The organism is Allorhizobium sonneratiae, assembly GCF_023700755.1.
In the GTDB taxonomy this organism is placed as follows: domain Bacteria; phylum Pseudomonadota; class Alphaproteobacteria; order Rhizobiales; family Rhizobiaceae; genus Allorhizobium; species Allorhizobium sonneratiae.
On the sequence record NZ_JAMKOJ010000007.1, the window covers coordinates 114,473 to 128,933 of the forward strand.

The 14,461-nt window shown below is 57.3% G+C and carries 15 protein-coding genes; 6 read left to right on the forward strand and 9 right to left on the reverse strand.

The window, feature by feature from the left end; genetic code table 11:
- Window positions 1-191: 191 nt before the first annotated feature.
- The 5 genes from NAC44_RS13805 (at window position 192) to NAC44_RS13825 (ending at window position 5,134) form a co-directional block, all read left to right on the forward strand.
- Window positions 192-752 carry a F0F1 ATP synthase subunit delta gene (locus NAC44_RS13805; RefSeq protein WP_338022089.1) on the forward strand — a complete coding sequence of 187 codons (561 nt, stop codon included), beginning with the start codon at window positions 192-194 and terminating at the stop codon, window positions 750-752.
- Complete coding sequence (atpA, locus tag NAC44_RS13810; RefSeq protein ID WP_250941650.1) at window positions 752-2,281, forward strand: F0F1 ATP synthase subunit alpha; 1,530 nt, start codon at window positions 752-754, stop codon at window positions 2,279-2,281. The genes NAC44_RS13805 and atpA overlap by 1 nt, the downstream gene beginning before the upstream one ends.
- Before the next feature lie 28 nt (window positions 2,282-2,309).
- Window positions 2,310-3,194 (forward strand): F0F1 ATP synthase subunit gamma, encoded by an 885-nt coding sequence (locus NAC44_RS13815; RefSeq protein WP_250941652.1) that lies wholly within the window; start codon window positions 2,310-2,312, stop codon window positions 3,192-3,194.
- Window positions 3,195-3,214: 20 nt separating this feature from the next.
- Entirely contained in the window at window positions 3,215-4,660 is a 1,446-nt protein-coding gene (gene atpD, locus NAC44_RS13820; protein WP_250941654.1) for a F0F1 ATP synthase subunit beta, read from the forward strand.
- Window positions 4,661-4,726: 66 nt separating this feature from the next.
- Entirely contained in the window at window positions 4,727-5,134 is a 408-nt protein-coding gene (locus NAC44_RS13825) for a F0F1 ATP synthase subunit epsilon (RefSeq protein WP_250941656.1), read from the forward strand.
- 172 nt (window positions 5,135-5,306) lie between these two features.
- On the opposite strand, the gene NAC44_RS13830 is transcribed toward NAC44_RS13825, so the two are convergent.
- Both NAC44_RS13830 and NAC44_RS13835 read right to left on the reverse strand, forming a co-directional pair.
- Entirely contained in the window at window positions 5,307-6,407 is a 1,101-nt protein-coding gene (locus NAC44_RS13830; RefSeq protein ID WP_250941658.1) for a TraB/GumN family protein, read from the reverse strand.
- A 260-nt stretch (window positions 6,408-6,667) separates the two neighbouring features.
- Window positions 6,668-7,603, reverse strand: coding sequence for a tyrosine recombinase XerC (locus tag NAC44_RS13835; RefSeq protein WP_274706911.1), 936 nt, complete (start codon window positions 7,601-7,603; stop codon window positions 6,668-6,670).
- A 141-nt stretch (window positions 7,604-7,744) separates the two neighbouring features.
- Here NAC44_RS13835 and NAC44_RS13840 point away from each other — a divergent pair, with 141 nt between their 5' ends.
- Window positions 7,745-8,656 carry a GNAT family N-acetyltransferase gene (locus NAC44_RS13840; RefSeq protein ID WP_250941662.1) on the forward strand — a complete coding sequence of 304 codons (912 nt, stop codon included), beginning with the start codon at window positions 7,745-7,747 and terminating at the stop codon, window positions 8,654-8,656.
- 49 nt (window positions 8,657-8,705) lie between these two features.
- On the opposite strand, the gene rplS is transcribed toward NAC44_RS13840, so the two are convergent.
- From rplS to NAC44_RS13880, 7 genes are all read right to left on the reverse strand, one after another.
- Window positions 8,706-9,224 carry a 50S ribosomal protein L19 gene (rplS, locus tag NAC44_RS13845; RefSeq protein WP_250941664.1) on the reverse strand — a complete coding sequence of 173 codons (519 nt, stop codon included), beginning with the start codon at window positions 9,222-9,224 and terminating at the stop codon, window positions 8,706-8,708.
- A 190-nt stretch (window positions 9,225-9,414) separates the two neighbouring features.
- Entirely contained in the window at window positions 9,415-10,104 is a 690-nt protein-coding gene (trmD, locus tag NAC44_RS13850) for a tRNA (guanosine(37)-N1)-methyltransferase TrmD (RefSeq protein ID WP_250941666.1), read from the reverse strand.
- Window positions 10,101-10,709, reverse strand: coding sequence for a ribosome maturation factor RimM (gene rimM / locus NAC44_RS13855; RefSeq protein WP_250941668.1), 609 nt, complete (start codon window positions 10,707-10,709; stop codon window positions 10,101-10,103). The genes trmD and rimM overlap by 4 nt, the downstream gene beginning before the upstream one ends.
- 253 nt (window positions 10,710-10,962) lie before the next feature.
- Entirely contained in the window at window positions 10,963-11,322 is a 360-nt protein-coding gene (rpsP, locus tag NAC44_RS13860) for a 30S ribosomal protein S16 (RefSeq protein WP_250941670.1), read from the reverse strand.
- Between the two features lie 59 nt (window positions 11,323-11,381).
- Window positions 11,382-11,702, reverse strand: a complete 321-nt coding sequence (locus NAC44_RS13865) for a chorismate mutase (RefSeq protein WP_250941672.1) — start codon at window positions 11,700-11,702, stop codon at window positions 11,382-11,384.
- A 12-nt stretch (window positions 11,703-11,714) separates the two neighbouring features.
- Window positions 11,715-13,271, reverse strand: coding sequence for a signal recognition particle protein (ffh, locus tag NAC44_RS13870; protein WP_250941673.1), 1,557 nt, complete (start codon window positions 13,269-13,271; stop codon window positions 11,715-11,717).
- Between the two features lie 481 nt (window positions 13,272-13,752).
- Window positions 13,753-14,262 (reverse strand): cytochrome b, encoded by a 510-nt coding sequence (locus tag NAC44_RS13880; protein ID WP_250941674.1) that lies wholly within the window; start codon window positions 14,260-14,262, stop codon window positions 13,753-13,755.
- Window positions 14,263-14,461 lie beyond the last annotated feature (199 nt).

Sequence of the window (14,461 nt, forward strand, 5' to 3'; positions counted from 1 at the left end):
GCTCCTGCCGCTCAATCGGGTAATAGGCGTGTTGCAGGTCCCGGTATCCTATGCTAGACGGACCGCGAATTTTGGACAACGCAAGCCTCACTGTTTGTGTTTCCGGGGGAAAACGTAAACGATATCAAACGGGTCTAGCGCCTTGCGCGCTTAATGATCCTTTTGGTTCCAGATCAGGGAATATTGCGCCCGTGGCAGATCATTTACAGCTCACGTCCGCCGTTGCCGAGCGTTACGCATCATCCTTGTTCGAGCTTGCGCTGGAAGAAGGTGCAATCGATGCCGTCGGTTCCGATCTCGATCGGTTTCAGGCGATGATCGATATGAGCGAGGATTTGCAGCGTCTGGTCAAAAGCCCTGTCTTCACCGCAGAAGATCAGGTGGCAGCCGTCGCCTCTCTGTGTGACAAGGCCGGCCTTGGCCGCCTCGTGACGAATTTTCTCAAAGTCGTGGCGGGCAATCGCCGCCTTTTTGCCGTTTCCGGCATGATCACCGCCTATCGCGCCGCTCTCGCGCGTCACCGCGGCGAAATCGCAGCCGAGGTCTCCTCGGCCCATGCGTTGAGCCCCGCACAGGAAACTGAATTGAAAGATGCGCTGAAGAGCATCACAGGAAAATCTGTCGCGCTCTCCCTGACGGTCGACCCTTCCCTTCTTGGAGGCATGATCGTCAAGATCGGTTCACGCCAGATCGACACGTCTCTTCGCACAAAACTTTCCACCCTTAAGCTTGCACTGAAAGAGGTTGGCTGATGGATATCCGCGCCGCGGAAATTTCCGCAATTCTGAAAAATCAAATCAAGAACTTTGGTCAGGAAGCCGAAGTTTCCGAAGTCGGCCAGGTTCTTTCCGTCGGCGACGGCATTGCCCGCGTCTATGGTCTGGACAATGTTCAGGCCGGTGAAATGGTCGAGTTCCCCGGCGGCATTCGCGGCATGGCCCTCAACCTCGAATCCGACAATGTCGGCGTGGTTATCTTCGGCTCCGACCGCGACATCAAGGAAGGCGACACCGTCAAGCGCACCGGCGCCATCGTTGACGTGCCGGTCGGTCCGGAACTGCTCGGCCGCGTCGTCGATGCGCTCGGCAACCCGATCGACGGCAAGGGTCCGATCAACACGTCCCGCCGCTCTCGCGTCGACGTCAAGGCTCCCGGCATCATTCCGCGCAAGTCGGTGCATGAGCCGATGTCCACCGGCCTCAAGGCTATCGACGCCCTGATCCCGGTCGGCCGTGGCCAGCGTGAGTTGGTGATCGGTGACCGCCAGACCGGCAAGACCGCGATCATTCTCGATACCTTCCTCAATCAGAAGCCGATCCATGACAACGGTCCGGACAACGACAAGCTTTATTGCGTCTACGTCGCTGTTGGCCAGAAGCGTTCGACCGTTGCCCAGTTCGTCAAGGTTCTCGAAGAGCGTGGCGCGCTGAAATATTCGATCGTGATCGCCGCAACGGCCTCCGATCCGGCGCCGATGCAGTATCTCGCACCCTTCGCCGGTTGCGCCATGGGCGAATATTTCCGTGACAATGGCCAGCACGCGCTGATCGCCTATGACGACCTGTCGAAACAGGCTGTTGCCTATCGTCAGATGTCGCTGCTCCTGCGCCGTCCGCCGGGCCGCGAAGCCTATCCGGGCGACGTTTTCTACCTGCATTCGCGTCTGCTCGAGCGCGCCGCCAAGCTCTCTGACGAGCGTGGCGCCGGTTCGCTGACGGCTCTGCCGGTTATCGAAACCCAGGGCAATGACGTCTCGGCCTTTATTCCGACGAACGTCATCTCGATCACCGATGGTCAGATCTTCCTGGAAACGGACCTGTTCTATCAGGGTATCCGCCCGGCTGTGAACGTCGGTCTTTCGGTTTCGCGCGTTGGCTCCTCTGCCCAGATCAAGGCGATGAAACAGGTTGCCGGTTCGATCAAGGGCGAGCTTGCCCAGTATCGTGAAATGGCCGCCTTCGCCCAGTTCGGTTCCGACCTTGACGCTGCAACCCAGCGCCTGTTGAACCGTGGCGCGCGTCTGACCGAACTTCTGAAGCAGCCGCAGTTCTCGCCGCTTAAAACCGAGGAACAGGTTGTCGTGATCTTTGCCGGCGTTAACGGCTATCTCGACAAGTTGAGCGTTGCCCAGGTCGGCAAGTTCGAGCAGGCTCTGCTCGGCTATATGCGCGGCGAAGGCAAGGCCATTCTGGACGCCATTCGCACCGAAAAAGCCATCAGCGACGACACCAAGGCCAAGCTCAAGTCTGCACTTGATGCCTTCGCCAAGACGTTTGCCTGATTGCTCTTAAGCCAAGGACGGATAACGGATGCCTTCACTTAAGGATCTGAAAAACCGGATCGCCTCCGTTAAGGCGACGCAGAAAATCACCAAGGCGATGAAAATGGTCGCCGCGGCGAAGCTGCGTCGCGCGCAGGAGGCGGCCGAGGCTGCCCGGCCCTATTCCGAACGCATGAATGCCGTTCTGGCCAATATTGCCCAGGCGGTTGGCAGCGGTGAAGGTGTGCCGAGACTGATGACCGGAACCGGCAAGGACGATGTGCATCTTCTCGTCGTCTGCACCGCCGAACGCGGTTTGTGCGGCGGCTTCAACTCGCAGATCGCCCGCTTTGCCCGCGATCATGCCCGTCGTCTTCTTGCTGAAGGCAAGACGGTCAAGATCTATTGCGTTGGCAAAAAGGGTTATGACAGTCTGCGTCGTGAATTTGCCGCACTGATCGTTGATCGTACCGAGTTGCGCGACGTCAAGCGCATCGGCTTTGAAAATGCCGATGCCATTGGCCGCAAGCTGATCGCCATGTTCGACAAGGGTGAGTTTGACGTTTGCACGCTGTTCTATTCGCAGTTCAAATCGGTGATCAGCCAGATTCCGACGGCACAGCAGCTCATTCCGGCTCAGGCTGGCGGCCAAGCCGATACCGATACCGGTGCCAACACGGCCATCTATGACTATGAACCCGATGCCGGTGCGATCCTCGCCGATCTCATTCCGCGCAACATCTCTGTCCAGATCTTCACTGCGCTTCTGGAAAATGTCGCTGGTGAAATGGGCGCCAAGATGAGCGCCATGGACAATGCGACGCGAAACGCCGGGGAAATGATCAACAAGCTGACGCTCTCCTACAACCGCCAGCGTCAGGCCAAGATCACCACAGAACTGATTGAAATCATTGCGGGCGCGGAAGCGCTCTGAGCTAGAAAGAGGGTAAGAACATGGCCCAGACATCTCCCGCCGCCGGCAAGGTGACCCAGGTTATCGGCGCTGTCGTCGATGTGGTCTTCGACGGCTCTCTGCCGCCGATCCTGAATGCCTTGGAAGTCGATAATGGCGGCAACCGCCTGGTTCTCGAAGTGGCCCAGCATCTCGGTGAAAACCAGGTCCGCACCATTGCCATGGACTCCACCGAAGGTCTGGTGCGCGGCCAGCCCGTATCCGACACCGGCGCACCGATTTCGGTTCCGGTCGGTGACGAAACGCTTGGTCGTATCCTGAACGTTATCGGTGAGCCGGTTGACGAGCTTGGCCCGGTTCCGACACAGGCCCGCCGCGCCATTCACCAGCCTGCTCCTGAATATATCGAGCAGTCGACGGAAGCCCAGATTCTGGTCACCGGCATCAAGGTCGTCGATCTTCTTGCGCCTTACGCCAAGGGCGGCAAAATCGGCCTCTTCGGTGGCGCAGGCGTCGGCAAGACCGTTCTGATCATGGAACTGATCAACAACGTCGCCAAGGCGCATGGTGGTTACTCGGTATTTGCCGGCGTGGGTGAACGCACCCGCGAAGGCAACGACCTTTACCACGAAATGATCGAATCCAAGGTCAATGTCGATCCGCATGAAAACGGCGGTTCTGCCGCTGGTTCCAAGTGCGCTCTGGTTTACGGCCAGATGAACGAGCCGCCGGGCGCACGCGCACGCGTTGCTTTGACCGGTCTGACGATTGCTGAAGATTTCCGCGACAAGGGGCAGGACGTTCTCTTCTTCGTCGACAACATCTTCCGCTTCACCCAGGCAGGCTCCGAAGTCTCGGCTCTGCTTGGCCGTATTCCGTCTGCCGTTGGTTATCAGCCGACGCTGGCAACCGACATGGGCGCCCTGCAGGAACGCATCACCACCACGACCAAGGGTTCGATTACCTCGGTTCAGGCGATTTATGTTCCTGCCGACGACCTGACCGACCCGGCTCCGGCAACGTCCTTCGCGCATCTGGATGCAACGACCGTTCTGTCGCGCTCCATCGCTGAAAAGGGCATCTACCCTGCCGTTGACCCGCTTGACTCCACCTCGCGTATGCTTGACCCGATGATCATCGGTGAAGAGCATTATGAAGTGGCCCGTAAGGTGCAGTCGACATTGCAGCGTTATAAGGCCCTGCAGGACATCATCGCCATCCTCGGCATGGACGAACTGTCTGAAGACGACAAGCAGACGGTTGCTCGCGCCCGTAAGATCGAGCGCTTCCTGTCGCAGCCCTTCCACGTTGCAGAAGTCTTCACCGGCTCGCCTGGTAAGCTGGTTTCGCTGGAAGACACGATCAAGGGATTCAAGGGCCTGGTCAATGGCGACTATGACCATCTGCCGGAAGCGGCTTTCTACATGGTTGGCTCCATGGATGAAGCCATTGAAAAGGCTAAAAAACTGGCAGCCGTCGCTGCCTGATTATGGAAAAGGGTGCAGTTTATTGTGACTGCGCCTTTTCTTGCCTCCTTAAAGAAGTGAATAGCCATGGCCGATAATTTCAATTTTGAACTCGTTTCGCCGGAGCGTCTCTTGGTCTCGGAGCAGGTCAAGCAGGTTGTCATTCCTGCAACCGATGGCGAGATGACCGTCATGGCTCACCACGCACCGACAATGACCACCATCAAGCCCGGTGTTGTCACGGTTGAGTTCTCTACAGGTCGCACGACAAAATATGTTGTCTTTGGCGGCTTTGCCGACATCACCCCGACAGGGTGCATTCTGCTTGCTGAGAGCGCTGTTTCGGTGGAAGATATGAACCGTGACACGCTGTTGAAGCGGATTGATGCAGCCAAGGCCGAACTGGACGATGCCGAGCATCATGAGCACCGGACAAAGCTCGAGCATTTTCTCATGGAGCTCACACACCTGAACGGTGTGTTGATGCACGGATAAGCATCCGGCGTCGTCACGACGAGAAAATTTTCATAAGAGCGCGGATTTGCACATGGCAAATTCGCGCTTTTTTACTGGATATGCCCTTTGAGCTTTTACGGACGGAAAACCGCTATGCACTTTCCCTGGAAATGCTCTCGCGAAAAAGCGCTGACCACTTTTTCGCTCGTTGCTATAGCGGGGTGAGTTTGAAGCCCTGTTTTTCCAGCAGAGCGACCACGCCGTCCGGCCCCGGCAGATGCATGGCGCCTACGGCCATGAATACATTGCCTTTGGCGAGATCAGGAGCCGCCCGCTCAGCCATAATCCTGTTACGGTCCAGCACAATGCGTTTTTCAAAAGCGGCATAGCCGTTTTCCTTGTCCGCTCCCTTGTCTGGGTCCACCGCCTCAAGCATCGGCATGATCATGCCAACATCACCCTTGAGATAGAGATCGGTCATGGTTTCCATGATATCGCTCATCCTGTCGCCCAGTTGTAGCGTCTCGATCAACGATGTCAGATGAAATTTCAAAGGCAGATCGTTCATCGCCTGCAACTGTTCGGCAAAGGTTTCAAGGCCGACAACTTTCTTGCCATCCTTGGCGGCATTTTCCGCCAGTCGCTTGTCGAGAAAATCAGCCCCCTTGGCCTTCCGGGCCAGTTCACAGGCCGGTAGCGAGACAAAGCTGGAAATGATCCACGGCTTCATCTTGTTGACGGCGGACAGGCTGAGGCCGCGTTTTTTCAATCCGGCATCCAGCTCTTCGGCCTGCTGTGGTGTCAGGTGGCTGGTCAAGGTTGAGCCGTCCGTAAACATTGTCAGATCGGGATGGGCCAGAAGTGCTGCAGCCGCCTTCTTGTCATCGAGAATTTCATCGGATTCGACGATGATCGTGTCGGTTTGCTGAAAAGCTGCCTCTGCCCCCTTTGGCATGGCCAGCACCCGCGGGTCAGTGACATGCATGGTGCCAAGCAGATAAGAGGGTTTGATGCCTGGTTTTTCTATTTTCCAGAAGATCGTCCTGCCATTTTCAACCTTGGCCGCCTGATCGACAATCGACTGATAGAGCTTCGGCTGCTCAGCCTCCATCTGAGGCAGGAGGTTATGGCCGGTACAGACCGTGGAGTTATCGGCCCGGGCGCTCGCAGCAAAGGCAAGCGTAAAGAGCAGTAGCAACAGGAGCATCAACGGAATGGCGGAGCAAACACCCTCCGCCAGCACCATGATACGACGCCAATGACGAGGCTCGGCTGTTTTATGCCCGTGCAGGCTCTGCATCATGTCCGCCATCCCTTGGCTATCCTCTGGCTTTAGATGATCCGGTTAAGCAGACCAGCTTTTAACAAAACCTTAAGCTAGTGGATTGAATTTGACATTAGATACCCATTTGCGGCACCCTCTGAGATCAAATGTCAAATTCTTAAAAATCCACTAGAAACATAGTGATAGCGAGTGGTCTTTATGATCGTAACATTTGCACTCAACGGTGCAGCAATCGGTAGCAAATGTTACGATCAGACCACTAGGTCAGTTCCTGACACGAAACCGCGTCACGCTTTTGCTGTGACTGCTCTTGGGTGGGTGCGGGCATAGACATCCATCAGACGCCTGGCATCGACGCCGGTATAGACCTGCGTGGTTGACAGGCTGGCATGGCCGAGCAATTCCTGAATGGAGCGCAAATCCCCGCCGCCGCTCAGCAAATGCGTGGCAAAGGAATGGCGCAGCGCATGAGGTGTAGCAGTGTCCGGCAAGCCGAGCGCAGAGCGCAGGCGCTGCATGTCGCGCTGGATGATGGCGGCATGCACAGGTCCTCCTCTGGCGCCGCGGAACATCGGCTCGCGGGGCGCGAGCGGGTAGGGGCAGAGGCTGCGATAGCGATTGATCTCTGTGAGCACGGCCGGCAGAAGCGGGACGATCCGCGTCTTTCCACCCTTGCCGTTGATCCTCAGCACCGTCGCTGTCTCTGGCAGATCGGCGGGTGTGAGCGAGAGCGCTTCACCGATACGTAATCCGCAGCCGTAAAGCAGCGCGAGAACGGCACTGTTGCGCGCGGCAATCCAGGCTTCCTCCTGCATCTGGCTGTCGGCGGCAACGGTTTTCAGCGCCTGCTCTGGCGACAGAGGTTTGGGCAACGACTTCGGCTGGCGAGGCGAACGAATGGCCGATGCGCTGGTGGCATTGACCAGCCCCTTGCGCTCCAGAAATTTCAACAGCGAACGCACCCCGGCAAGGTGACGGCCAAGTGAACGCGCGCCATCGCCATGCTTTCGCCGGAAGGCAAGAAAGGCGCGCAGATCGGCTGGGCGTAACGCAGAAATCTCCGAAATCGAGGGAGGCCCGCCCAAATGCCCGCTGAGAAAGTGAAGAAATTGTCTGGTATCGCGTTCGTAAGCATCAAGTGTATTGTCCGCAAGCCTGCGTTCTGCTCTTAAATTGGCAAGCCACTGCTGCCGTTCCATCAACAGATCGTCAGCGGCGATCATAACCAGGTCCGTCACAGAAACACCCCTTTGCTTTGCCAGTTAAAGCACCACATTGAGGAAGAGCCGTTAGGGAAGAATGAACGATTTCTCTTTCTTCGCCGCCGCTTTTCACATTCGTCTGCCTAAGGAGCGCCAGGTCCCGTGCCGCAAAAGTCATCCCACACCATGCTTGGCCAGATTGCCGAAACGCTCAGCCTCGTCTCCCATGGGAAACCCGGCCATATCGTTGATACGCTGATTGCCGAACGCGGAACGCGCATCGTCAATCATCCGCTCTGGCCAGTGCTGCGACCGTTTCTCTACACGCTACTGCGCTATGACCGCGCGATCGATTTCGCCAATGCGATCGAAGGTCTCTCCGGCTTTCAGTCCTTCGATTACATGAGCAAGCTGCTCAATCTCGATCTTCACGTCACCAACCGGGAACGTATTCCGGAAAAGGGCGGCTTTCTGCTGGTCAGCAATCATCCGACCGGCATTGCCGATGGTGTGGCCATGTTCGATCTGTTGAAGGACAGTCGGCCCGATATGGTGGTCTTCGCCAATCGTGACGCCGCCCGCGTCAATCCCCGCTTCGTTGAAATGATCATTCCGGTCGAGTGGCGCGAACAGTATAAATCCAAGCTGAAGACGCGTGAGACGCTTGTTCTGACCAATCAGGCCATCGAAGAAGGCAAGGTCGCCATTCTGTTTCCCTCAGGCCGCATCGCCTATTGGGCCGATGGAAGGTTGAATGAACGGCCGTGGAAAACCTCTGCCATCGGTCTTGCCCGCAAATACAATCTGCCGATCCTGCCGGTGCATATGAAGGCACGCAATTCCGGCCTGTTCTACTGGTTCGCCAACTGGTCAACCGAATTGCGCGACATGACCGTGTTCTATGAGTTGTTGAACAAGAAAGGCCGTCGCTTCGACTTCACCATCGGCAATCTGATTGCGCCGGATGCGTTGCAGGGCGATGTCAACCAGTTGACCAGAGCGCTTGAACAACACACGGTGCACCGGCTTTCAGAAAACGCCGATGCGGTCTTCGATCCCGCAATCAGCCTATAAAAAAGGCGGCCGTAAAGGCCGCCTTTTCATTTTGCCTGTTACATAAGGCTTATTCAGCCGAACCCTCGGCAGCCTTTGCAGCTTCGGCGGCTTCAGCAGCAGCCTTTTCAGCGGCCAAAGCCTGAGCGGCAGCCAGCTTTTCAGCTTCGATGCGAGCCTTTTCCTCGGCGATAGCGGCACGTTCTGCTTCGTTGAGCTTGCGGGCGCGGGTGCCGGTGTTTTCGACGATACGGGCAGATTTGCCGCGACGGTCGCGCAGGTAGTAGAGCTTGGCGCGGCGAACCTTACCGCGGCGAACCACTTCGACGCTTTCAACCAGCGGCGAATAGACCGGGAAAACGCGCTCGACGCCTTCGCCATAGGAGATCTTGCGGACGGTGAAGTTTTCGTTCAGGCCACCGCCGGAACGGGCAATGCATACGCCTTCATAGGCCTGTACGCGGGTACGGTTGCCTTCCGTAACCTTGACGTTGACGCGCAGCGTGTCGCCGGGAGAAAATTCGGGAAGCTTGCGCTGGGCTTCGATCTTGGCGGCCTGTTCGGCTTCCAGCTGCTGAATGATGTTCATGGTCTTACCTTTTCACGTTCTTCTGAAACAGCCAGAGCGCTCAACACTATCCCTTAAGTCCTTGCCGCAGGGATACGCCATCAGGCGGGAGCGGTTACGCGGTTCTTTGTTTTGGCAGACGGGAGAACATAAAGCTCACCCATTTCCGGGCGTGGCCATACACCAATTCTACCCGCTTGTCATCCCTTCGTCACGGATTTTTCCTGGAAACCAGCAAATCCGGGCGGCGTTCACGGGTCAGTCGCAAGGCTTCCTCCTGCCGCCAGAGGTCGATGGCCTTGTGATTGCCGGAGGTCAGCACGGCGGGGATCTCCCGTTCCTCGAAGGTCTGCGGCCTTGTATAATGCGGATGTTCAAGAAGACCGTCCTCGAAGCTTTCATGCAGGCCGGAGAGATCGTTGCCCATGACGCCGGGAAGAATGCGCACGACCGCATCGAGCAGGATCAGCGCCGCCGGTTCGCCGCCGGAGAGAATGTAGTCGCCGATCGAGACCTCTTCCAGTTGACGGGCATCGATGACGCGTTGATCCACGCCCTCAAACCGTCCGCAGACGATCACAGCCCCATCGCCGCTCGCCAGTTCGCGCACGCGGGCCTGGGTGAGCGGTCGTCCGCGCGGGCTCATCAACAGCCGCGGACGGCTGTCATCCGCGACAGAATCAATGGCGCGCGCCAGCACATCGGGTCGCAGAACCATGCCCGCGCCGCCGCCTGCGGGGGTGTCATCGACACTGCGATGCCTGTCGAGGGCAAAATCGCGGATCTGCACCGTCGTCATTCGCCAGTCGCCGCGCTCCAGCGCCCGTCCGGCAAGGGAATGGCCGAGATGACCGGGAAACATCTCCGGGTAGAGCGTCAGCACCGTCGCATGAAAGCTCATGCGCCGTCGCCTTTGCTGCCCGGATTTTTCTTCTGCGGTCCCTTCCTGTCGATGCGTCCTTCCGGATCGAAAGGGTCATCGGGATTTTCATCGACAAGGCCGGCGGCAATCGGATCGATCAGCAGCTTGCCGGCCTCGAGATCGATTTCCAGTACCGCCGCTTCGGAAAAGGGGATGAGAACGGGGCGCTTGCCCGGCCCTTTGACCTCCAGAAGATCGCCAGCGCCGAAATCGAAAACGGCGGTTACCGCGCCATAGCTTTTGCCGCTTGCGTCGAAAACATCCAGACCTTCGAGATCCGCATAGAAAAATTCGTCCTCATCGAGATCTTCATCGGGCAGCGCATTGCGGTCGATGAAAAGCTCCAGCCCATTCAGCGCCTCAGCGGCAGTGCGGTCATTGACGCCGCGAAAACGGACAATGACGACATTCTTGGCCTCGCGCAGATCGAGCACTTCGAAAACCCGACCATCGGCACTGTGTAAATGGCCATAATCGCCAAAGGCCAGTGGATCGGCGGTAAAGACCTTGACCCTGACTTCGCCGCGCAGCCCCTGCGCTGCACCGATCACACCCATCAATACGGGATTTTCAAGTTTGCTCATCAAAGCCCCTGCTTGGACAGAGAAGGTTTGAGCCTTTTAAGCAGGATTTCAGAAAACAGGCCATCGGTTTTCGGAGCAAACTGCAAAAGACTTTCAACGGCAAACGGGCGACATGATCCCATGCCGCCCGTCGATAAAAGCATTCTGGCACCATCAGCCTTCATCAAAATCATGAAAGATGCTGCATGATGCTGATTGTTTTCATGCTGTTCAACCTCAGGCCACGGTCTGCCCAAGGGTGCACAAAGCAAGATCAGGCAGCAGCTTCGGCAGCGTCAGCAGCCTTCTGAGCCTTCTCAGCAGCGCGTTCCTGAGCCTTCTTGCCCGGCTTTGCCTTTTCCGGGTTGCTGCGGGCGTCGCGCTTGGCAAGGCCGGCCTGATCAAGGAAACGCAGAACGCGGTCAGTCGGCTGTGCACCCTTGGCAAGCCATTCCTTGACGCGCTCGATGTCGAGTTCAACGCGCTTTTCACTGTCCTTGCCGAGCATCGGGTTCCAGGAACCGAGCTTTTCCAGGAAGCGGCCATCGCGCGGGCTGCGGGCGTCGGCAACGACGATGTGGTAATAAGGACGCTTCTTGGAACCGCCGCGAGCGAGACGAATCTTGAGGGACATGAGTTACTCCTTAGGGTCTTTGGCCCGCTTTGGCGGACCGGTTTTTGTTGAGGCCGCCGTCAGGCGGTCTGTTCGGTTTGACCGCCATGTTCGGCGGCAATGGCTTCATGATGCCGGATGACTTCCTTGATGATGAAGTTCAGGAACTTCTCAGCGAAATCCGGGTCCAGATCGGCATCGTGGGCAAGCCGCCGCAAACGCTCGATCTGGTATTCCTCGCGCGCCGGATCGGCAGGCGGAAGGTCGTGTAGGGCTTTGAGCACGCCAACCGCTTTGGTGCAGCGGAACCGTTCGGCAAGCATATGCACCAGAGCCGCATCGATATTATCGATCGATTGGCGGTAGCCAGCGAGTTCTTGCTTGATAGCTGGGTCAATCACAGGCGAACATCCTCACTTTTTTTTCGGTAGGCCGGGAAGGCCTGACAAACCTCCCCCAAGTCCTGGCAGTTTTCCACCACCCAAACCGGGAAGACCGCCGCCCATACCACCACCAAATCCCGAAGGCGGCTTGATGCCTGCTGCTTCCGCCTGCTTGGCCAGCGCTTCAAGCTGTTTCGGGTCCATATTGGTGAGATCCGGCATACCGCCGCCCAGCCCCATTTTTCCGGCAAGGCCGCCCATCATCTGCTTCATCATGCCGCCACCCTTCTTGCCGCCCATCATTTTCATCATGTCGGCCATCTGGCGGTGCATTTTCAAAAGCTTGTTGATGTCGCTGGCATCCGTGCCGGAGCCTGCGGCAATGCGCTTCTTGCGCGAATGTTTCAGAATGTCGGGATTGGCGCGCTCGGCCTTGGTCATCGAAGAAATGATGGCGAGCTGGCGCTTGAACAGGCGGTCGTCGAGGCCAGCGGCAGCCATCTTGTCCTTCATGCCAGCCATGCCCGGCATCAGGCCCATAATGCCACCCATGCCACCCATTTTCTGCATCTGCTTCAGCTGTTCGGCCAGATCGTCGAGGTCGAACTTGCCCTTGGCCATCTTCTCGGCCATGGCTTTGGCTTTTTCGGCATCGATGGTTTCGGCAGCCCTTTCGACCAGCGAAACGATATCACCCATGCCGAGAATGCGGTCTGCGATGCGGCGTGGATGAAATTCATCCAGCTCCGTCATCTTTTCGCCAACCCCGATCAGCTTGATCGGTTTGCCGGTGACGGCGCGCATGGAAAGTGCCGCACCACCACGGCCATCGCCATCCATACGGGTCAGAACAAGACCGGTAATGCCGACGCGCTCATCGAAATTGCGGGCAAGATTGACGGCGTCCTGACCGGTCAGCGCATCGGCGACCAGCAGGATTTCATGGGGATTGGCCTTTTTCCGGATGTCGGCCATTTCGACCATCAGCGGCTCGTCGATATGCGTGCGGCCAGCCGTATCGAGGATCACCACATCATGACCGCCGAGCTTTGCCGCCTGCACGGCGCGCGAAGCGATATCCGTCGGCGACTGCCCGGCAATGATCGGCAGCGTATCAATGCCGGTCTGCACACCAAGCTGGCGCAACTGCTCCTGCGCGGCGGGGCGGCGCGTGTCGAGTGAGGCCATCAGCACCTTTTTGCGCTCGCGCTCGCTCAGCCGCTTGGCGATTTTGCCGGTGGTGGTGGTTTTACCCGAGCCCTGCAGGCCGACCATCATGATCACGACCGGAGCCGGTGCATGAAGATCGATGGAAACGCCTTCGGCACCCAGCATCTCGACAAGCTCGTCATGGACGATCTTGACGACCATCTGGCCGGGCTTGATCGATTTGAGAACCGCAGCGCCAACCGCCTTTTCACGCACCCGGTCGGTGAAGCTGCGCACCACTTCCAGCGCGACATCGGCTTCCAGCAGGGCGCGACGAACCTCCCGCAGCGCCGCCGAGACATCCGCCTCCGACAGCGAGCCACGGCCGGTCAGTCCATTCAGAATGGAGCCAAGGCGGTCCTGGAGGTTTTCAAACATCTGATCTTCCTTCATCGATTTCAGCGGTGACACTGAAATCTCGTCTCTTGCGGCGGCAAAAACAAGATGCAAAGCCAAAAACCACCCGAGGGCGCATCGCGCTGTCGGGTGTTGACCTCCGGGATCTGTTTATACCACAAGGGGTCCCGGTCGGTGGCTCGGAGTCATGTCTCGTCGCAGATTGGCGCGATAAACAGCAAAATCCGGTCAAAGTCAAGAGATAGGCTGATCTTTGCGCAAAACAGGGCCGATCGGCCCTGGTGACGTGATGATAGCCTTTTCCTGTTTTGACAGAAAGGTTGAAATAAAATGACAGAACCTTGCGCCTTGAGAAGGAGGCTTTGGTTGTTGCCTCCTTCAGGCACAGGTTTCTGTCTTTGGATGATTTCCTTTATGCCCTTCAGCCAAGTTTCTCGGGGTTACCAAGCTGGCAAGCTTTATTCTCGTGATCAGATGAATGCACGATCACGACAGCCTTGGCTTACGATTTGACGCCGGTGGTCATGCGCGCCAGCACATTGGTCTTCCAGTAGAATTGATGGACCATGGCACCGAGGATGTGGGCGACGATCAGCGCCCAAAGCGCCACTTTGAAAATGCCGCCATGCAGTTCTCCCGGTAGCGACAAGCCGAAATAATATTTCGCGATGCCGGACAGCGGCATGATCAGGAACAGCAGATAAAGCGTGTAATGGGCGATCTTCGCACCGAGCTGGATCAGGGGCGGCTCTTCCTCAGGGGCGTCCGGTGCGCCGTAACTGAGACGCATGGCTAGACGCACAAAAAACAGCAGCAGAATGGCAATGCCGACATAGGCATGAATATTGGCACTGGCGATGTCATTGGCTGTAACCGTTTCGCCATGACGAACAAGCCTGTTCCAGTGTTCCATGCCGTCGGAAAAGAGCAGATTGAAGAAAATCAAAAGCGCCATCAGCCAATGTACGGCGCGCTGAGCAAATGTATAGCCTGTGACCGGCGTCGAAGCCATTTTGAAAAGTCCTTTTATCTGTTCTCGATCGGGCGACAGAAGAAGAAAAACCTGTCAACAGGCTGAATATGGGGGTCGATGAAGGTCCTGTCCCGAGCGAATGAAAATGAACCCGCCTGTGAAAACCAGTTCTGCGGCGATCCCATCCGGTTACCGGACTAGACGCTGCTTCACCTGCATTTTGCACAATTATACGTTT

Bases quoted from the DNA above. Each gene is read 5' to 3' on its own strand.
- rimM (WP_250941668.1), bottom strand. From the start codon at position 10,709: ATGAGCAAACTTGAAAATCCCGTATTGATGGGTGTGATCGGTGCAGCG.
- NAC44_RS13830 (WP_250941658.1), bottom strand. From the start codon at position 6,407: ATGGCGGACATGATGCAGAGCCTGCACGGGCATAAAACAGCCGAGCCT.
- NAC44_RS13815 (WP_250941652.1), top strand. From the start codon at position 2,310: ATGCCTTCACTTAAGGATCTGAAAAACCGGATCGCCTCCGTTAAGGCG.
- NAC44_RS13835 (WP_274706911.1), bottom strand. From the start codon at position 7,603: ATGATCGCCGCTGACGATCTGTTGATGGAACGGCAGCAGTGGCTTGCC.
- trmD (WP_250941666.1), bottom strand. From the start codon at position 10,104: ATGAGCTTTCATGCGACGGTGCTGACGCTCTACCCGGAGATGTTTCCC.
- atpD (WP_250941654.1), top strand. From the start codon at position 3,215: ATGGCCCAGACATCTCCCGCCGCCGGCAAGGTGACCCAGGTTATCGGC.
- rplS (WP_250941664.1), bottom strand. From the start codon at position 9,224: ATGAACATCATTCAGCAGCTGGAAGCCGAACAGGCCGCCAAGATCGAA.
- NAC44_RS13825 (WP_250941656.1), top strand. From the start codon at position 4,727: ATGGCCGATAATTTCAATTTTGAACTCGTTTCGCCGGAGCGTCTCTTG.
- rpsP (WP_250941670.1), bottom strand. From the start codon at position 11,322: ATGTCCCTCAAGATTCGTCTCGCTCGCGGCGGTTCCAAGAAGCGTCCT.
- NAC44_RS13880 (WP_250941674.1), bottom strand. From the start codon at position 14,262: ATGGCTTCGACGCCGGTCACAGGCTATACATTTGCTCAGCGCGCCGTA.
- atpA (WP_250941650.1), top strand. From the start codon at position 752: ATGGATATCCGCGCCGCGGAAATTTCCGCAATTCTGAAAAATCAAATC.
- ffh (WP_250941673.1), bottom strand. From the start codon at position 13,271: ATGTTTGAAAACCTCCAGGACCGCCTTGGCTCCATTCTGAATGGACTG.